The following is a 19,335-nucleotide window of genomic DNA, read 5'->3' on the forward strand; positions in this document are numbered from 1 at the left end:
ATGAAGCGCTCCATATGGCCTTTGAATCATATTTAGAGACTTCAAAAAAGCATAATTCCCAACAGGCCCTGAAAAAAGCTTCACCAAAAACTTTTATCTTTTTACTTCAGGACTCTCCAGCAGCCTGCCAGCGCACCAGGGCTGTCAGGATTTCATCCGGCGCGGGCGGGCATCCGGGTAGCGACACGGTGGTGCGCGCCCGCACGCCCACGCCGCCCAGCACGGCGTAATTGCCGCCAAACAGCCCCCCATCCACCGCGCAGTCTCCCACCACGGCCAGCACGCGCGGACCGGGCATGGCCTGCCAGGCCAGTTCGACCACGGGCGCCATGCCCACCGTCAGGCTGCCGGTCAGCAGCAGCATGCCCGCCTGCCGGGGCGTGGGCACGAAGCGGATGGGGTGATTGCCTGCCAGCAAGGCGCGTGACAGGCTGGCCAGTTCAAGCGCGCAGCCGGTGCAGCCGCCACTTTCGATATGAAAGACATCCAGCGCCTCAAGTCGCGGCAGCGGCGTGCCTTCGGGCCAGAACAGGTGCAGTTGCGCCATTACAGGTCCGCCCCGGTGGCTGACAGGCCCAGCGAGACCAGAATCAGCTCCACATCCTCACAGGCCGCGCCCGACAGGATCGTGGGCAATGCCTGCACCAGCGCCAGTGACGGGTCACCACACCACCAGGCCGCAACATGCCCCGCCTCAAGGCGCAGCCAGTGCCAGACCGGGCCTGCCGGGCCATCGGCCCGGCCCAGACCTTCCCCCCCTCCGCCTTCGACCTCCATGACAGGGCTTTCGGGCAAGGCTGCAAGCAGGGACAGGCTTTCCCCGATCTCGCTCAGGCGGGCATCAAGCCGGTCGGTCACATCGCCCTGCCCCCTTTCCGCCGCCCGTGCGTTACAGCCCATGATGCCCCAGCGGGCAGCCGTTGCGGCTGATAGCACGCCCTTGCCACGCGCCTGCGCCGCAAGGCCACGGGGCCGCCAGAACAGCCGGTGCAGGGCGGTGTGCCCTGCTGCCAGCATGGTCAGTTGCGTGTCATCCATACGCGGCTTCAGGGCGGCCGGGGGCGGGATGACATCGAACAGCAGGCGCCGCCCGCACAGATCCCGGCAGGCCTGCCGCACCTGCTCCAGCATGGTGGCGGCCAGGGTGGCGCTGCGTCCATCGCCCAGCATCGAGCCGGCCTGTGCCAACACATCCAGATGGGTGGCAATCCGCTCCACATGACCCAGCATCACGCCTGCCGCCACGCCCTGCGCGGGCATGGGGGTGCCGGTGGCGTTGTGCAGGGCACGGGCAAAGGCAAGCTGGTGCGCGACGGTTGCTGTCGCATCAATCCGGGCGACCAGCCTGACTGCCTGCTGTGGCGCAAGCCCCCGCAGCCGCGCGGCCAGACCCCGATGCGCGTAGCCCATGCAGGGCTGCACTGCCACAATGCGCTCGCCCGGCAGGCCGAGCCGCAGATGGAACGGGGCGCGAAAATTCCCTTCCGCCGGACCATGACCCAGCACAGTGCCGCCTGCCTGCATCACTGCCGGTCCATCAATGAACTCCCGCCCCTCCGGCAGGCCAGGCGTGGGGGCGGGATGGGCCGCCAGCGGGGTTGCCACCGGCCATCGGCCCTGATCCAGCCACGGATCGCACCGCCCCCCGATGGCCGGAATACCCCACAGCTCATGGATGATGCGCTCGGGCGCCTGGGCCCCCACCCGCACGGGCGACAGGGCGGGATAGCCATCGGGTGATACCGCAACGCTGGCAACCAGCGGTGTTGGGCCATGGCGGAACAGGGCATGCACCTGCACGCCGTCAGACCATAGCCCCAGCAGGGGCAGGTCGGTCGCGCGCAACCCCGCGATCATGGCCTGCCACGCATCAGCCTCCAGCACAAAGCGCCCGGCGCAGGGCGTGGGGGCACCGTGCCGAATGAGGGCTGCGGCATCGGCGCTCATGCCAGCACCATCCCGCCACGCAGGGCCAGCGCCAGCACCATGCAGCCCAGTGCCAGCGCCAGACCTGCCCGCGCCCGTGCCGCCGGGTCCGGTTCTGTCCCGGCAGGCGCAGCACCGGTGAACACTGGCCACAGGCAGGCCCCGGCCAGAAGGGCCACCCCCGGCGTGGCCTCCATCTCGGCCAGCAGCAACAGGGCCAGCGCCACCCCGGGCAGGAAAGGTGGCCACAACAGGCCCGGAGCCCCGGCCCCGCGCCCGGCCCTGCCACCACAGGCCAGCGCCAGCAGGCAGGCCGCAAGCGGCAGGGATGCCGTAGCAGAGGGCAGCCCCGCAGCCAGCACGGCACAGCCCGACCAGTCCACACCGCCTGAAGGTGCGCGGAACCGGGGCAGGAGCGACCACAGCAGGCACACGCCGCCCAGAAAGGTCAGCGCGGCATGAAGGGCAGGCCACGTTATCGCCGCCTGCGCCAGCACTGCCGTCGTGGCCAGCAGCGCCATCTGCCCCTCTGGCGCCCCCGCCGGGCGCTCCTTGCCCGACAGCACGCCACAGGCCAGCAGCAGCCCGCCTGCCAGCAGCACCGCACCGGCCTGCTCCTGCCGCGCGCCCCACCCGGCCTGCAGCACGAACAGCCCGCCCTGCGCCATGACCAGCCCCCCCAGCCCCACGCGCAGCGCGGTCCAGTCGCCCTGCCTGCCCAAGGCGAGATGCACGCCCAGCCCCAGCCCGATGAACATGACCAGCAGGTCGCACCGCCCGCATGACAGGGCCAGCGTGGCATTGCCTGCCAGGAGAAAGGGCCCAAGCCCCGCCATGCCGCCTGCTTCCCGCGCCACAGTTTCCGGCATGAAAACACGCACGCACAGCGCCAGCGCCGGGCTGGCCAGCATCAGCGCCTGCACCATGGTGTGGGCAGGCTGGCAGCCAACAGCGCACAACCCCATGAGCAGCACGGCCAGCAGGCCACGCAACGCCTGTGAGCCGCCGGTTGCCAGCAGGGCAGTAAACGCCAGCACCATCCAGCCCGTCACCAGGCTGATGAAAAGAGCGGGCGACATCATGATGCTGACCCTCCGGACCGGCGCGCGCGCAGCAGCATGAGGTTGAGGGCCGCTGCCGCCACGAGTGTTTCCGCCATGACCAGCGGGCTATCGGCCAGCCCCGCCAGCAGCATGACGCCATCAAGCCCGCAGGCCAGCCCCGCGCACAGGGCGGGAGCCGCCCGCGCAATGCACGCGCCCCACACCCCGCACATGATGGCGGATAGCCCCGCCAGGCCCATGAGCCGCCCCGTCATGCCGCCGGGCATGCCGGGCACGATCACCTGCGCCAGCACCGCAACACAGACCAGCCCACCGGCAAGGCGCAGGCCAGTGCGCTCACGCGGGCCTGCCTGCCCGTACAGGAGTTGCAGGCCCAGCAGGCCGACCATCCCCGCCTGCGCCACCGCCAGCAGGCATGCGACCCCCACCCTGCCCTGTGCCCATTGCCACAGCCACACGCATGCCGCCGCAAGCCCCGCATGCCAGGCAAGGCCGCCGCCTCGCCCCCCGGAGCCCGAAAGCGACAGGATCACCACCATGCCCAGCAACAGCACCAGCATGCTCAATCCGCCCCCCGGCCCGCAAACAGCAGCACCCCGGCCATCAGCGCGCATAACAGGGCAAGCCCGGCCCGCCAGCCCGCATGCTGCCTGCCCGCCGCGACCACGAATACCCGCAGCCCCGCAACACATCCGCACGCCAGCAGCATATGCCCGGCCCACACCCCCATTGCCTCCAGCAGCGACACACCCCGCCATGAGCGGGCCATGAGATCGGGCTCCACGATCGCTTCGGGCCAGACCAGATCACGCGCCACCATCATCCACACCACCGCCAGCAGGTCACGTGCATACAGCGCCACCGCGCGGTCGGGGCCTGCCAGATCCTCCAGCATGGTGGCAAACAGGCGTAATGCCGCGCCATCGCTTTCCTCCACCCCCGCCAGCACCAGTGCAGCCGCCACCAGCGCCAGCGGCACGCGCACCACGTTCATATCCGCCACATGCGCCTGCCGCACCAGCCCCGCCAGCGTGCCATCGGGCAGGCACAGCCCCAGCACCACGCACACCAGCAGCAGCACGGGCTGGATCATGATGCCCATGCACGCCGCCTTCAGCCCCGCATGGCCGGGCCGGGCCAGCCCTGCCGCAAGCGCCGTGACCACAAGGGCCAGAAACGCCATTTCCAGCAACCCGCCCACGATCAGCAGGTCCGACAGGTCGCTGCCGGGCAGGCCGATGCAGAACGAAGGCACCAGCCCTGCCGCAGCCAGGCCTGCCGCAAGGCCCAGCCAGGGCGCCACCGCCGTAACCTGCGCGCCCGCGGCCGAGCGCACCCCCGCCTGCCGCCATGCATGGCGCAGCACGCGCCAGTGGGCCAGCGGGGCGGGCGGGCGGCGCTCGCCTTCCATGCAGGCTGCCATCCAGCGCAGCAGGGCAATCCAGACCGGCGCCATCAGTGCAACCAGCGCCATGTGCCAGCCCGCCAGCAACAGCGCCTGCATGCGTGCCGCAAGGAACGGTGCCATCACCCCTGCCCCCGCCACGCAATGAACATGAGCGCCCCTACGCAGGCCGCCAACAGCACTACCGGCCCCGGCACCCGCCGCCAGCATGCTGCGCCTGCCACCCGGCCCGCGCCCACCCGCACGAGCCTGCGCGCCAGCCGCAGGCCATGCGCGTAATCGCGCACGAAATACTGCCGCGCCGGTGCGGCCGCGACCATATCGAGCAGCATGCGCGCGGGGTTGCCCGGCCCCACCTGCGTGAGCGGATCACCAAATACCATCCACGGTGGCACCCCGGGCGCACCCTGCTGCCACCCTGCCACCTGCCGCGTGGGCGCGCGGCAGGCCAGCCAACGCACCACCGCCACAACGCCCCCCACCAACGCTACAAACAGGCACAGGCGGGCGGGATGCAGGGCTGCGCCCCCATCGGGCGATGTCAGGGCAACCACCGCAAGGCCGGACCATCCGCCTGCCCCCCCCGCGCCCTGCATCAACGCCAGCCACCAGCCGGGCCAGATGGAAACCAGCACGATCGGCAGCCCTGCCACCAGCACGGCCCACTGCTCCTGCGCGGGCGGGTCCGCCGCCCCCGCGCCGCGCGGCGTGCGCGGCCTGCCACACAGCATGACTGCCACAATGCGCACAAGGGCGAGCATGCGCACCGCCCAGCCCACGCCCAGCACGGCCAGAGCCAGCAGCAGTGGCGCCTCGCCCGCCAGCCCGCCCGCATGCGGCATGGAGGCCAGCAGGCGCAGCAGCATCCAGATAATGGAAAACCCCAGCAGCGGCGGCAGCCCGCTTTCGGCCAGCAGCGCCAGCGCAAACAGCGCGGACAGGCGCGGCATGAGCACCCCAAGCCCGCCCAGCCTGCCCAGCGAGAGCGCGCCCGCCTCGCATTCCATCACATCAAGCGCGCGGGCGCCCAGCACGCCAGCAAGCAGCAGCCCCGCCACCAGCAGGTAGGTGCGCTGGGCGCAAGCGGCCATGCCCGGCAGGTCATCGGCGCGCGCCAGCAGCATGAGGCCCGCGAGCGTGATAATGATGGCCCCCGTGCCGCCCGCCAGCCCGGTCAGGACCCGGCGCGCATCAGGAGCCCGCAGCGCCCGCCACGAGGCGGTCATGTAAAACAGGCACCCCGCCACGATCAGCACGCCACCCCAGCGCATGTCGGCCACCGCCGTGCCCGCGGGCAGGCGCGCCCACAGGCTCATGGCGGCGATCATCGCGGCGATATCGGCCATGTGGAACGGCCGCAGGCCACGCGGGGCCACGCGCAGGGAGAGCGAAAGCCCCAGCAGCCCCCGCGTGGCCAGCCAGCACAGCCCCGGCAGCAGATAATCGACGTGACCGGGCGACCGGCTGCCCGCCGCCACCAGCAGCAGGGCCATCATGTCGGGCGCGTGCCGCCTGCCTGCCTGTGGCGTGCGGCACAGCGCCAGCAGGACCCACCCCGCCCCGATGGATGACACGACGCCCCCCCCGATTACCACAAGGGCCGCGCCAAAGCTGGCCGAACAGTCACGCGGGGTGCGGGCCAAAGCTGCGACAAGCCCGAGCGGCACCAGCAGCATCACATCGGGGCCACCAGCAAAAACGCCCGGCCATGCCACCACCCCGCCGGGCAGGGCACACCCGTGCGAACAGGCCATGGCCATGCCGCACACCACCAGCCAGCCCGCCGCCAGCACGGGCCTTGCCCAGCGCGCCTGCCGCGGCAGGCCGACGCACAAAGCAGTTGCCAGCCCTACCACAAGCAGGGCAACGACAAGGATGACAGGAATGATAATGGCCCTCCGGCTTGCTCCCGGCTGGCCGGGTGGATCAGATCATGGCCGGCGGCCCCTTGCGGCGCGGCGGCGCGATGCTCCATCAATCTCCGCCAGACCGTCGCGCGTCAAGATGATCGCGGTTGCGCTGGCGGTTTCATGCGGGCAGCACGCTGACCGGCCATCATGTCATGCGGCTCCTCCCGCCACGACACGGCGGGCGGCCCACGCATGGCGAGACATCGCCCCCAGCGGTGCCGGTCTCTAAAGCAGGCACATGCCACGCCCGCACAGGCCCGCCCGGCCACGATACCGACCGGCGGCACGTCTCCGTGGCCGACATGTTCTCTCGCAGTGCTCTTTGGGCATGGAAGGGTTCAGGTTTTGCGGGCACTTTACTTTCATGGCGGGCCGCATGTCACGGTGACCGGGCCGGTTCATTCCGGCCATGCCTGCGCATGGATGCCCATGACCGGACAGGCGCGACTTGGTCGGTTCATGAATAGGTTTGTGGCGGATATATAAAATTTTGGTTTGTTCAGCCTGATCGGCCTGCTCTGCGCCCTTGCCCCCTGGGGTGCGCGCCCTGGCTTAACAGCCCGTTTGCGCGTTTTCTGAATCTTGGCCCGCTGGTAACCGTGGTTCTTGCTTTCTTTTACTACAGGCGGGGCCTCAACGCCCTGACGGAGAAGGCAACCGGAGCCTTCAGTGGGCTTGGCGGATCGTTCGCATCTTCAATGGCTGATGAATTAACAAAGCGAATCCATGATTCCGTATCATTGGGGTTCGGTTTCTATATCTGCACCCTGACCGCGATCATCATCGCCGTCTCCGGGATGAAAAGCAGAAACGACTGATACAACCTGCAATGGCATAAGCATAAGGCTGTGCAGGCACGATCTGTACAGCCTTATCCTGCATTCCATATCGTGCAAATGAGTAAAGACATGCGCCTCAATACCAGACATATCCGCAGCCTGATGTTCGCCCTGCCCGTTGTCGCCCTTTCCGCCTGTGGTGACAAAGCCCCTGAGCCACAGGACCTCAAGCAGGTCGCGCAGGAGTATATCAATCAGAAATTCAGCTATGACAAACCCGTCGTGACCGAAGTCAGGGATTGCGCCTTCGCTGACGAGAACAAGAAAATTTTTAAATGCCATATTGTCATGCAGTTCCCCAACCAGGCCACTGATGAACGTGTTCAGTTTTTCAGGCAGGATGACAAGAAGCAGTGGGTTGCATCAGACCAGTAAACTGGCCATCACGCTTACTGCCCATAGAGCAGAATAATAAATAAGGTTTTCAAACGCCGCCTTTATTAAAGTAAAGACGGCGTCTTATTTATCCAGACCTGCGGGCCTGTCAGATCATGGCCAGCGGTTCCTTGCGGCGCGGCGGGGCGATGGCGGCGTCAATCTCGGCAAGATCATCACGCGTCAGGGTAATTTCGGCTGCGGCAAAGTTTTCGTGCTGGTGCTTCGGGCTACCTGCCTTGGGTATGGCCAGCACGTTCTCCTGCCGCAACACCCATGCCAGCGCAATCTGGGCGGGGCTTGCCGGGCCGAGCGAGGTCTTGTGCCGTGCAGCCACCCGGCCCAGCACCGGCGCACGCAGCAGGTCGCCGCCCTGTCCCAGTGGCGAGTAGGCCATGGTTACGATGCCCGCTTCACGGTCACGCGCCAGCAGGTCGAATTCCGCACCGCGGTAGTCAAGGCTGTACAGCACCTGATTGGCGGCGCACGGCGTGGTGGCCTTTATGCTTTCCACCTCGCGCATGGCGTCGGTATCGAAATTGGAAACACCCCAGCTACCGATCAGGTCCGCTGCCACCAGGTCATCAAAGCCTGCTATGGTTTCCTCCAGCGGCTCGCTGCCTTCCCAGTGCAGCAGGTAGAGGTCGAGATATTCGGTGCCCAGCCGTTTGAGCGAGGCCTCGCACGCGCGGCGCACGCCCTTGCGCGAGGCGTTCGAGGGCAGCACCTTGCTGACCAGGAACACATCATCGCGCCGCCCGCGTATCGCCTCGCCCACCAGTTTTTCCGACCGGCCAGAGCCATACATCTCCGCGGTGTCGACAACGCGGATACCGGCCTCGAGCCCTGCATGGATGCTTTTTATTTCATCCGCACGGCGGCTGTCGCTGTCCCCCATGTTCCATGTGCCCATGCCTAGGGCCGGGACGGTGGTGCCGTTGGGGAAAGTGACCGTTTTCATACGCAACCTGCCTTTCGTCCATGCCGCGCGGGATTGCCCCGCGCGATGGTGCCTATTTGCGACGCGCCCAGCCTTTTGGCTGCTGTTGCCAGTAGCTCAGCTCATGCCCGGCCTCGCGCCACGCCACCCAGCGCGCGCGGGCGCCCGCCACGGCGGCCTCGTCATGGCCATCGAACAGGTCGAACACCCGCTCGAAGGGAGAAAGATCGGGCATTTCCACCCCATCGAGCAGGAAGGCGAAGGTTGCGCCATTGGGCACGTCCTCGCCCTCCGTCAGCCAGATGGGCTGCCATTCCCCGTGCCCCATGGCCTTTGTGCCATGGGGCAGCCACAGCGGGTTGGCGGAGCGCCATAGCCCGTCATCGAGTTCGGCCACCCGCTCGGCCGTGCCACAGCGGATGACCGCGCGCCTGCTGGCTGCAAGCGTGCGGCCAAGCAGCGCGGGCAGTACTTCCACCGCCTTGGAACGCGTCAGGTGATAGAAGCCGATCTGCGCCATGGAGTTCCCTGTCCTGCCCTGTCCTGCCACGCGGGGCAGGCATTACCCCTCGTAATGCGTGCTGACCAGACGGTCGAGCAGGCGCACGCCAAAGCCGGTCGCCCCTTTGGGCGCGTGCGAGGTGGCGCGGGATGAAAACACCGTGCCCGCAATGTCGAGATGCGCCCAGGGCACTTCGTTGACAAAACATTCAAGGAACTTGGCCGCCGTGATCGACCCGCCGGGGCGGCCGCCGATGTTCTTGAGGTCGGCAATGTCCGAGCGCAGCAGTTCAAGGTAGGCGGCATCGAGCGGCATGCGCCACAGCTTCTCGCCCGTCGCCTCGCCCGTGCCGGACAGGTGGCCTGCCAGTTCATCATTGTTCGAGAACAGGCCTGCGCGTTCCACGCCAAGGCTGACCACGATCGCACCGGTGAGGGTTGCGAGGTTGACCATGAAGCGCGGCTTGAAGCGGTCCTGCGTGTACCACAGCACATCGGCCAGCACGAGGCGGCCTTCGGCATCGGTGTTGAGCACCTCCACCGTCTGGCCTGCCGCCGTGCGCACCACGTCACCGGGGCGCTGGGCATTGCCGGACAGCATGTTCTCCACCAGCCCCACCACGCCCACGGCGTTGACCCTGGCCTTGCGCCCGGCCAGGGCGGCCATGGTGCCAACCACGGCGGCGGCACCGCCCATGTCGGTCTTCATCTCGTCCATGCCGGCGGCGGGCTTGATCGAGATGCCGCCGGAGTCAAACGTGACCCCCTTGCCCACGAAGGCCACCGGGGCTTCGCCTTCCACGCCGCCATTCCAGCGCATGATGACGGTGCGGGGCGGCGCATCGCTGCCCTGGGCCACGCCAAGCAGCGCGCCAAAGCCCAGCTTGTGCATGGCGTCGCGGTCGAGCACCTCCACTTCCACGCCAAGGCCGCGCAGGGCGAGGATGCGCTGTTCGAATTCCGGCGGGCGCAGCATGTTGGCGGGCTCGGATACGAGGTCACGGCACAGGAACACGCCCCGCGCCACCGCCAGCAGCGGCTGCCACGCGGCCTGCGCCGCTGCGGGGTCTGCTGCCAGCACGCTCACCGTTGCCAGCCTGTCGGCCTCGCCCTTGCGCGGGGTGGTGCGATACGAATCGAAGCGGTAGCTGCCCAGAACGGCGCCGAGTGCGGCATGGGCGGCAAGGCCGGGGGAGAGGCTGTCGGCCACGATCGCACCCTGCGCGCCACCCTGCGCCAGGGTGCGTGCGGCGGCGACGCCCGCGCGTTCGGCCCCGGTCGCGCACAGCTCGCCCATCGCACCCAGCCCGACAAGGATCACGCGGTCATAGCCTGCGCCGGGTGCCAGCACCACGCAGGTCTTGGCCAGCTCGAAGCCAAAGCGGGCGGCACGGGCGGCTCGTGCCAGCGCCCCGCCGGTGGCGGCATCGATCTGGGCAAACAGGCCCGCGGGCGCCGTGCCGGAGGGCGCGAGGATGGCGATCGTGCCGCCGGCAGGCGCCGTGGCATCGGAAAAGGCAATATCGAGCATGGGGGTCACGGGGCTCCGCTTTGACAAAGGGTGGATGAACGGCGCGAAATCCTGCCCCGCCCCATGCGGGAAAAGGCCGGTTTTTCGCCATCGTGCACCATCAGGGCCGATAAAGGCATGACGGCGCGGCACGAGTAAGCTAATGCGAACAGCATGAATACGCCATCCATGCCAGCTTATGAGGACAGATTCCTTCTGGATCTGGCCCTGCGCCTTGCCGATGAAGCAGCGGAGCTGATCCGCGCCATCCGCGCGCGCGGCTTCGCCACCACGGTCAAGACCGACAGCTCCCCCGTAACCGAGGCCGACCACGCGGCGGAGGCGCATATTCTCAAGGGCCTGCGCGCCCATGCGCCCGCCATCCCCGTCGTGGCGGAGGAGGAGATGGCCGCGGGCATCCGCATCGATCCCGGCAGCGAGTTCTGGCTGGTCGACCCGCTTGATGGCACGCGCGAATTTGCCGCGGGCCGCGATGATTTTACCGTCAATATCGGCCTGATCCGCCATAACCGCCCGGTGCTCGGCGCCGTGGCCCTGCCCGCCTACCACCAGCTTTATGGCGCGGGTGCGGGGCGCGGGGCCTTCCGCATCGACAAAAATGGTGAGCAGGCGATCCATGTCCGCCACCCCCCGGCACAGGGGCTGACCGTGCTGGCCTCGCGCCATTATGCCGATGACCCGCGGCTGAAGGAATTCCTGGGCGGCCATCCCGTCGCCCACCTGGGCAATATCGGCTCGGCGGCCAAGTTCATCCGCGTGGCGGAAGGGCTGGCCGATCTCTACCCCCGCCTCGGCACCACCATGGAGTGGGACACCGCCGCCCCGCAGGCCGTGGTCGAGGCCGCCGGTGGCGCCATCCTCACACCCGATGGCAGGCCGCTGGCCTATGGCAAGCCGGAATGGCGCAACCCGCACTTCGTGTGCCGTGGGGCGCGGTAGGTCCGGCCCGCATGCAAACCCGCCTGCTCCCTGACACCCCCGCCGGGATCGAGACCGCAAGCGCGATTTTGCGCGCGGGCGGCCTCGTGGCCTTTGGCACCGAGACGGTTTACGGCCTTGGCGCGGATGCGGGCAATGACCGGGCGGTGGCCGCCATCTATGCCGCCAAGGGCAGGCCGGGGCGCAACCCGCTCATCAGCCACTTCGCCAGCGCGCAGGCCGCCTTCGCGCAGGTCGTGGCAACGGAACTGGCCCATGCGCTGGCCGCACGGTTCTGGCCCGGCCCGCTGACCATGGTGCTGCCCCGCGCGCCCGGCTGCGCCATCTCGCCCATTGCCACGGCAGGGCTGGGCACCGCCGCCGTGCGGGTACCCGCAGGCGCCACCACGCTGGCGCTGCTGCAGGCGTGCGGCTTTCCCGTCGTGGCCCCCTCGGCCAACCCTTCGGGCAAGGTCAGCCCATCGGATGCGCAGCATGTCATGGCGGGACTTGCCGGGCGGATTGACGCGGTGCTTGACTGCGGCCCCTGCACTGTTGGTGTGGAGAGCACGATCATCGACCTCAGCGGCCCCGTTCCGGTGCTGCTGCGCCCCGGCGGCATCACGCTCGAAGCGCTGGAGGAAGCCTGTGCCATGCCCCTCGCCCTGCCGCAGGCCGCAAGCAACGATGCCCGCCCTTCCGCCCCCGGCCAGCTTTCATCGCATTACGCGCCCGGCCTGCCGGTACGGCTTGACGCCACGAGCGTGGGCGCGGATGAAGCCCTGCTGGCCTTTGGCGCCCCGCTGCCGGGCAGCAGGCTGGTGTGGAACCTGAGCGAAGGCGAAGATTTGCATGAAGCGGCAGCCCGCCTCTTCGCGGGGCTGCGGTTTCTTGATATGGAGGGGCAGCGCCGGGGACTGGTCGGGATTGCCGTGCAGCCCGTGCCCCGGCACGCGCTGGGGCGGGCCATCCGCGACCGGCTGACCCGTGCGGCCTGTCCGCGTTCGTAATGATTTCAACCGCATGATCCGACCCTGGTGCAGCTGACATGAGCGATACACAGACAATCGACCCAAGGGAACTGAGAATCCTTTCGGATATTCTCGCCCTTGTTCTGGATGAGAATGCTGGCCAGTCGGAAGCAGCGCTGGCAACCATCCGCACGCGCGCTGGCAAGAACCAGGTCACGGGCGGCGCGCTCAAGAACCTGTTCACCGCGATCGCGCCCAACCCGCCGCCCAGGGCAGCCCCCAAGCCCCGCGCGCCGCGCGCCACCAAGGCCAGCGCCGCCGCCAAGAAAGAGATCGAGGAGTCGCACGCCCGCATTGCCGAAATGGCGGAAAGCATCCGCACGCTCGATGCGACGCTGCGCGACACGCGGGTTGAACTGCGCGCCTCCCTTGCCCGCAACGACGCGCTGACCGCCGAGTTGCGCCAGACCCAGCAGGCCCGCGCCGAGACACTGACCGCCCTCTCGGTCGCGCACAACAACACCCGCCCGGCCGGCCGCCGCTCATCGGGCCTGATCGTGGCCGCCGCCGTGGGCGCGCTGACCGGCTTCGCGCTGACCGAGGCCTTTCACCTGCTGGCCCAGCCCAGCCCAGCGCAGGCCAGCGCCACCTACCCGCCGGTGCGCCACCATGGGCAGGCATGGCTCGTGCCCTCATCCTTCCCCTCCCATACAGGACACATGCTGTCATGACCGTATCCCCCTCGCCCGCGCCCACGCGCCCTGACCTGATCGCGCGCTTTACCGATCTGCTCGGCCCGGTTGGCGTGCTGGTGGATGCGACCGATACCGACAGTTTCTGCACCGACTGGCGCGACCTGTACCATGGCCGCGCGCTGGCCGTGCTCCGGCCCGCCAATACGGCGGAACTGGCCGCCATCGTGCGCCTGTGCAACGAGCACGACGTGCCCATGGTGCCGCAGGGGGGCAATACCAGCATGGTCGGCGGCGCCACACCTGACGGGAGCGGGCGCGAGGTGGTGATCTGCCTGACACGCATGAACCGCGTGCGCGCCATCGACCCCGCCGACCTGACCATGGAGGTGGAAGCGGGTGTGACGCTGAAAGCCGCGCAGGATGCCGCGCGTGAGGCAGGCTTCATGCTGCCGCTTTCCATCTCATCGGAAGGATCGGCGCAGATGGGCGGCGTGCTGGCCACCAATGCGGGCGGCAACAACACGCTGCGCTATGGCAATGCGCGTGAACTCACGCTGGGCATCGAGGCGGTCATGCCCGATGGCAGCGTGTTCCATGGCCTGCGCCGCCTGCGCAAGGACAATACCGGCTACGCGCTGCGCCAGCTGCTCATCGGCTCGGAAGGCACGCTGGGCATCATCACCACCGCCATCATCCAGCTCCACCCCCAGCCCCGCGCCATCGAGGCCGCCCTGTGCGCGGTGGACGACGCCGATGCGGCGCTGAAGCTGCTCGGCCTGCTGCGCGCGCGCGACCCGGCCCTGGTGCAGGCGTTCGAGTTCATGTCCGGCACCGGCATGGACCTCGTGACCAGCCTGATCGCGGGCGCCACCGTGCCGCTGGGCGAGCGCGCGCCGGCCTACGTGCTGGTTGAACTCGCCACCCCCCGCCCCGATGCCGACCTGCGTGAATACACCGAGGAAGTGCTGGGCGAGGCGCTGGAGGAAGGCATCATCACCGATGCCGTGATTGCCGAGAGCGAAGGCCAGCGCGCGGGCCTGTGGAAGCTGCGCGAGGAACATGCCGAAGCCCAGCGCCGCGCGGGGGCGAGTGTGAAAAACGATGTCTCGGTGCCGGTCACGCACGTGCCGGAACTGATCCGCCGCGCAACAGCGGCGTGCGAGGCGCTGATACCGGGCATCCGCCCCGCCCCGTTCGGCCACATGGGCGATGGCAACATCCACTTCAACCTTGTCCAGCCCGAGGGCATGGACCCTGCCGCCTTCCTGGCGCGCAGCCATGACATCATGGATACGGTGGCCGATATCGTGAAGGACCTTGATGGCTCTTTCTCGGCCGAGCATGGGGTGGGGCAGCTCAAGCCCTACATGATGCCCGCATGGCGCGGCGGCGCGGAGCTTGCGGCCATGCGCCACATCAAGGCCGCCCTCGACCCCAAAAACCTCATGAACCCCGGCAAGGTCCTGCCACCCGCGCAACCGGGCGCATGACCCCACGCCCCGCCGTGCCGCGCGTAACAGACTGTTCCACCCCCCCATCCGGGCGGGGTTCACCCCTTTTGCCCCGGCGCGAACAGGGTTAGACAGGGGCATGCCTGCCCTCCGCCCTGGTCCCGATCGCCTCGCGCCGCGCCTGTCGATTCTGGATCGTTACATGCTGCGCCAGCTCCTGCTGGCGCTGGCGGCAAGCACGGGCGCGCTGGCAACCCTGATCTGGCTCACCCAGTCGCTGCATTTCGTCTCGCTGGTGGTGGGGCGCGGGCTGTCGCTGCGCGTGTTCCTGGAACTGACCGGCCTGCTCATCCCGTCCTTCGTGGCGGTGATCCTGCCCATCACCACCTTTGTGGTGGTGCAGTTCATCTACCAGCGCTTCGGCACCGACCGCGAACTGACCGTGATGCAGGCGGCCGGCCTCTCGCCCTTCATGATGGCGCGGCCGGGGCTGATATGCGCGGCCATTGCCACCGGGGCGTGCCTGCTGCTCAACGTATGGGTGGTGCCGGTTTCGTACCACGCCTTCCGCCAGTACGAATTCCAGATCCGCAACCGCATGGCCGCCTTCCTGATCCAGGATGGCGTCTTCACGCAGGTGTCGGACAGCATGACGGTCTATATCCGCACGCGCGACAAGGACGGCACGCTGCATGGCATCATGGTGGAAGATGACCGCACGCCGGGTGCGGAAGCCACCATCCTGGCCGAGGAAGGCAACCTCGTGATTGTGGGCGACCAGCCGCGCGTGGTACTGTTCAACGGCTCGCGCCAGGAAATCGATGCCCATACCGGCCGGCTGAACGTGCTGACATTCGCGCGCAACACCATCGACCTGTCCAGCCCGCACGGCAACCATACCCGCCAGCCCGATGCCAATGAACTGCCGATCGCCCAGCTGCTGCACCCGGACATGCACCTCTATTCCCGCCGTGATGAAAGCAAGATGGTCATCGAGGCCTGGCGCAGGCTCAGCACGCCGTTCTGCGCCTTCTCGTTCGCCATGATCGGGCTGCTTGGGGCCATGGGGGGCAATTATTCGCGCCAGGCCAGCATCATCCGCCCCGTGCTGGCCATACTGGGCGTGGTGGCCGTGCAGGCGCTCACGCTTGCGGTGCAGAACCTCGCCTCACGCAACCTGCAGCTCATGCCGCTGATGTGGATCTGCACGCTCACCCCCGGCCTGGTCTGTGCGGCGATCCTGTTCTGGCCCGAGATCCGCACCGAGCGCGAAAAGCCTGCCCCGGCGGGCAGTTCCAGCCCATGAACATGGCCTTTACGCTCTCGCTCTACATCGCGCGGCAGTTCACCTATGCCACGCTGGCCGTGATCGCCTTCCTGACCGGGCTGATCACGATGTTCGATTTCATCGACCTGCTGCGCCGGGTCTCGACGCGCCCCAACGTACCGACATCGCTGGTCAGCGAGATCGCGTTCCTGCACATTCCCTTCGCCTGCCTCGAGATCCTGCCCTTTGGCGTGCTGCTGGGCGGCATCATCTGCTTCTGGCGGCTTGCGCGCACGTCGGAGCTGGTGGTGGCGCGGGCGGCGGGCATCTCGGCATGGCAGTTCCTGGCGGGCCCGGTCATCTGCGCCGTGCTGATCGGCACGGTGGCCACCACCGCCATCTCGCCCCTTTCCTCCGTCATGTATCGCCGCGCGGAGGCGCTCGACCGGCAGTACCTGCGCGACAATAACGGCAAGTCGCTCAACATGACCGGCGGCACGCTGTGGCTGCGCCAGAGCGATAACGGGCTGGTCAGCCACGGCACGGCCATCATCCATGCCCGCCGGGTCAGGCTCAGTGGCGGCATGCTGCATGTGGGGGCTGTCACCGTCTTCCGCATGGGGCCCGATGATGACCTGATCACCCGCATCGAGGCCGAGAGCGGCTATCTGGGCAAGGGGCGGTGGATCCTGACCACGGCCCGCCTGCTGCGCCCCGACGAACTGCCCGAGGCGATGGGCGAGATCACGCTCCCCGCTGACCTAACCCTGGCCGGGGTGGAGGAGAGCTTCGCCTCGCCCGATACGCTGTCGGTCTGGGCGCTGCCGGGCTTCATCCGCCAGCTCAGGCGCTCGGGCTTTTCCACCATCCGCCACCGGCTGCATTTCCAGACCCTGCTCACGCTGCCGGTGCTGTCGGGCACCATGGCGCTCGTGGCCGCCGGTTTTTCCATGCGGCCCGCGCGGCGCGGCGGCGTGGTGCGCATGATCAGCTTTGGCGTGGCCGCCGGTTTTGCGCTGTTCGCCATCTCCAAGATCGCGGCGCAGTTTGGTGAAACGGGAACCCTGCCGCCCCTTCTGGCCGCATGGGCGCCCACCGTGGCCGGGCTTTGTCTTGCAGTCACGCTACTTCTTCATCTAGAGGACGGTTGATGTCCCGTCCCGCCCCTTCCCCGCGCGCGCCGTCACCTGTGCGGCTCCCCGCCGCCATGCGGCGGTTTTCGCGCGGGCTGCTGCTTGCGGCCACGGCACTGGGCGGGCTCATGTTCGGGGCGGATGCACGGGCGGACGGGCCGGTGCGCGCCATGCCCATCCATGCGCCCAAGAGCCAGCCCGAACCCCCGGCCTCGTTTACCGGCACGGTCTCGAATACCGACCCGATGACCTTCCAGGCCGACCATGTGGCCTATGACAGCAAGAACGGCATCGCCACATGGACCGGCAACGTGCAGCTGTGGCAGAATGACCAGATCATGCGCGCCGACAAGGTCGTATACGACCGCAACACCGGCATTGCCGCGGCGCGGGGCAACGTGGCACTCGTCGAGCCTGACGGCACCGTGCTGTTTACCGAATATGCCGAGCTGAGCAACGGCATGCGCGATGGCATCATGACGCGCATGTACGCCCAGATGTATGACAACGCCCGCCTTGCCGCCAACGGCCTGCGGCGCACCAACAGCAAGGTCAATGACCTCACGCGCGTGGTCTATACCGCATGCGAGATCTGTGCCCGCCACCCCGAGCGCGCGCCGTTCTGGCAGTTCCGCTCCTTTGACGCCACGCATGACCTGCAGCACAAGCGGCTGGAATTCCGCGATGTGTTCTTTGATTTCTTTGGCGTGCCGGTTTTCTACCTGCCCGCCTTCTCCATGACCGACCCGTCCGTGCGGCGGCAGAGCGGGTTCCTCACCCCCGGCTTCACCCCGCATGACCGCTACCTGGGCACGTATGTCACCATCCCGTATTACTGGGTGATCGACCGCTTCTCCGATCTTACGGCAACCGGGCTGTTCGCCACGCGCACCGGGCCGGAACTCATGATGAATTTCCGCCGGTATTTCAAAACCGCGCGCCTCAACGTCAATGGCAACATCGCCTATGACACCCACCATGACAGCACATACGTCAATACATTTGGCGATACGGTGGACAGCTCGAACAATCACGGCGTGCAGGGCTATATCTCGGCCAGCGGGCAGGTGAACATCAACAAGTCCTGGCGCGCGGGCGGCAACATCCGCTGGGCCAGTTCGCCCAACTACATGCGCGACTACCGCGTGAGCGGCTACGGGCAGGATACGCTCAATTCCAACCTCTACCTCGAAGGCTTCGGCACGGGCTCGTATTCGCGCATCGATGCCGAGGGCTATCAGGGCATGAACCAGGGCATCATCAACAACAAGGACCTGCCCTGGGTCCTGCCGCGCTACACCTACAGCTATTTTGGCCAGCCCGATGCGCTGGGCGGCCGCTTCGCGCTTGATACGACGGATTTCTATGTCTATCGCCAGAACGGCACATCCGACCAGCGCGGCCAGCTCTCGCTCAACTGGGACCGCCCCTTCCACAATTCCCTGGGGCAGATCTGGAACCTGACGCTGCATGTCGAATCCGCCGTCCATCGCGCGACCGACCTCAACGCCCAGCCCAATTTTGGCCGCACGGCGCGCGCGCAGGTGCAGGGCCAGGTGGAGCCTACGGTGGCGCTGAAGATGAACTGGCCCTTCCTGCGCAGCTTCAACCACAATACCGGCACCCAGATCCTCGAGCCGATCGTGCAGTTCATCGCCGCCCCCAACACCGGCAACAGCACGTCACGCAATATCCCCAACGAGGACAGCCTGACCTACGAGTTCACCGATTCCACGCTGTTCGCCATCAACCGCTACGCGGGCACCGACCGGCTCGATGGCGGCCTGCGCGCCAATGTGGGGCTGCATAACAACTGGACCTGGAACGGCCACCAGATCGACGTGCTGATCGGCGAGAGCTTCCAGGAACATATCGACCATAACCGCATCCCCTATTCGGGGCTGAACCATCACCTGTCGGATGTGGTGATGGGCACGCACATGGTGCCCAACCAGTATTTCGATTTTGACGGCAAGATGCGGCTCGACCCCTATGCGGGCAAGGTCGACTTTGCCGATGCGCTGGGCAGCGCGGGGTTCCGCCATTTCCGCGTAACGGGTGGCTACCTGTTCGAGCCGGTGACGCCGTACTACTATTACGCCCAGCGCTCCTATGCCTCGGTGCCGCCAGCCATTTACTACAAGCCGGTGAGCGAACTCACGGTGGGCGCCGCCTCCAACTGGGATAACTGGCACATCGCCGCCTACCTGCGCCGCAGCCTGTCGCGCAAGGAAAGCGTGGCGGTGGGTGGCGATGCGGGCTATCAGAATGACTGCTTCGGGCTGGATGTCATGTATCTCAAGCAGTACACCACGATTGGTGGCCAACAGAGCAATTCGACCGTAATGTTCTCCCTTACGTTCAAAACCATCGGCACGTTTGGTATAAATGGCTGACCTGATGCGCGAA

17 protein-coding genes are annotated in these 19,335 nt (G+C 67.5%); 8 read left to right on the plus strand and 9 right to left on the minus strand.

Translation table 11 applies throughout. From position 1 onward, the window contains the following. Window positions 1–106: 106 nt before the first annotated feature. From DV027_RS01695 to DV027_RS01720, 6 genes are read right to left on the minus strand one after another with little or no spacing between them, the layout of a single operon-like run. Window positions 107–547, minus strand: a complete 441-nt coding sequence (locus DV027_RS01695; protein ID WP_130730261.1) for an NADH-quinone oxidoreductase subunit B family protein — start codon at window positions 545–547, stop codon at window positions 107–109. After that, complete coding sequence (locus DV027_RS01700; protein ID WP_130730262.1) at window positions 547–1,947, minus strand: NADH-quinone oxidoreductase; 1,401 nt, start codon at window positions 1,945–1,947, stop codon at window positions 547–549. Before DV027_RS01700 ends, DV027_RS01695 begins: the two co-directional genes overlap by 1 nt. Next, window positions 1,944–3,008: a hypothetical protein gene (locus tag DV027_RS01705; protein ID WP_130730263.1), complete on the minus strand. Its 1,065-nt coding sequence runs from the start codon at window positions 3,006–3,008 to the stop codon at window positions 1,944–1,946. Before DV027_RS01705 ends, DV027_RS01700 begins: the two co-directional genes overlap by 4 nt. Further along, on the minus strand, window positions 3,005–3,550 hold the full coding sequence (locus DV027_RS01710; RefSeq protein ID WP_130730264.1) for a hypothetical protein: 546 nt from the start codon (window positions 3,548–3,550) through the stop codon (window positions 3,005–3,007). Before DV027_RS01710 ends, DV027_RS01705 begins: the two co-directional genes overlap by 4 nt. 2 nt (window positions 3,551–3,552) lie before the next feature. Then, window positions 3,553–4,518 (minus strand): hypothetical protein, encoded by a 966-nt coding sequence (locus DV027_RS01715; RefSeq protein WP_242621692.1) that lies wholly within the window; start codon window positions 4,516–4,518, stop codon window positions 3,553–3,555. Continuing rightward, complete coding sequence (locus DV027_RS01720) at window positions 4,518–6,230, minus strand: hypothetical protein (RefSeq protein WP_242621693.1); 1,713 nt, start codon at window positions 6,228–6,230, stop codon at window positions 4,518–4,520. The genes DV027_RS01715 and DV027_RS01720 overlap by 1 nt, the downstream gene beginning before the upstream one ends. Before the next feature lie 983 nt (window positions 6,231–7,213). Between DV027_RS01720 and DV027_RS01725 the strand changes: the two genes are divergently transcribed. Further along, on the plus strand, window positions 7,214–7,519 hold the full coding sequence (locus DV027_RS01725) for a hypothetical protein (RefSeq protein ID WP_130730266.1): 306 nt from the start codon (window positions 7,214–7,216) through the stop codon (window positions 7,517–7,519). Between the two features lie 109 nt (window positions 7,520–7,628). Here DV027_RS01725 and DV027_RS01730 read toward each other — a convergent pair whose 3' ends face one another. The 3 genes from DV027_RS01730 to DV027_RS01740 are packed head-to-tail and all read right to left on the minus strand — an operon-like array spanning window position 7,629 to window position 10,491. Beyond that, window positions 7,629–8,480: an aldo/keto reductase gene (locus DV027_RS01730; protein ID WP_130730267.1), complete on the minus strand. Its 852-nt coding sequence runs from the start codon at window positions 8,478–8,480 to the stop codon at window positions 7,629–7,631. A 52-nt stretch (window positions 8,481–8,532) separates the two neighbouring features. Continuing rightward, window positions 8,533–8,979, minus strand: coding sequence for a DNA polymerase III subunit chi (locus DV027_RS01735; RefSeq protein ID WP_130730268.1), 447 nt, complete (start codon window positions 8,977–8,979; stop codon window positions 8,533–8,535). Between the two features lie 42 nt (window positions 8,980–9,021). Next, window positions 9,022–10,491, minus strand: a complete 1,470-nt coding sequence (locus tag DV027_RS01740; RefSeq protein WP_165399088.1) for a leucyl aminopeptidase — start codon at window positions 10,489–10,491, stop codon at window positions 9,022–9,024. 153 nt (window positions 10,492–10,644) lie between these two features. Between DV027_RS01740 and cysQ the strand changes: the two genes are divergently transcribed. The 7 genes from cysQ (at window position 10,645) to DV027_RS01775 (ending at window position 19,322) form a co-directional block, all read left to right on the plus strand. Further along, entirely contained in the window at window positions 10,645–11,430 is a 786-nt protein-coding gene (gene cysQ / locus DV027_RS01745) for a 3'(2'),5'-bisphosphate nucleotidase CysQ (protein WP_130730270.1), read from the plus strand. Between the two features lie 11 nt (window positions 11,431–11,441). Next, window positions 11,442–12,419, plus strand: a complete 978-nt coding sequence (locus DV027_RS01750; RefSeq protein ID WP_130730271.1) for an L-threonylcarbamoyladenylate synthase — start codon at window positions 11,442–11,444, stop codon at window positions 12,417–12,419. Between the two features lie 38 nt (window positions 12,420–12,457). Then, a complete protein-coding gene (locus DV027_RS01755) occupies window positions 12,458–13,111 on the plus strand; it encodes a hypothetical protein (protein ID WP_130730272.1) in 654 nt (217 codons plus the stop codon). Next, window positions 13,108–14,565, plus strand: a complete 1,458-nt coding sequence (locus DV027_RS01760; protein WP_130730273.1) for an FAD-binding oxidoreductase — start codon at window positions 13,108–13,110, stop codon at window positions 14,563–14,565. The genes DV027_RS01755 and DV027_RS01760 overlap by 4 nt, the downstream gene beginning before the upstream one ends. A 100-nt stretch (window positions 14,566–14,665) precedes the next feature. Next, complete coding sequence (lptF, locus tag DV027_RS01765) at window positions 14,666–15,832, plus strand: LPS export ABC transporter permease LptF (RefSeq protein WP_130730274.1); 1,167 nt, start codon at window positions 14,666–14,668, stop codon at window positions 15,830–15,832. Further along, window positions 15,829–16,944: an LPS export ABC transporter permease LptG gene (gene lptG, locus DV027_RS01770; RefSeq protein ID WP_130730275.1), complete on the plus strand. Its 1,116-nt coding sequence runs from the start codon at window positions 15,829–15,831 to the stop codon at window positions 16,942–16,944. Before lptF ends, lptG begins: the two co-directional genes overlap by 4 nt. Then, a complete protein-coding gene (locus DV027_RS01775) occupies window positions 16,944–19,322 on the plus strand; it encodes an LPS-assembly protein LptD (protein ID WP_130730276.1) in 2,379 nt (792 codons plus the stop codon). The genes lptG and DV027_RS01775 overlap by 1 nt, the downstream gene beginning before the upstream one ends. Window positions 19,323–19,335 lie beyond the last annotated feature (13 nt).

The sequence above is a fragment of the Komagataeibacter xylinus genome (assembly GCF_004302915.1).
Taxonomy (GTDB): Bacteria; Pseudomonadota; Alphaproteobacteria; order Acetobacterales; family Acetobacteraceae; genus Komagataeibacter; species Komagataeibacter xylinus_C.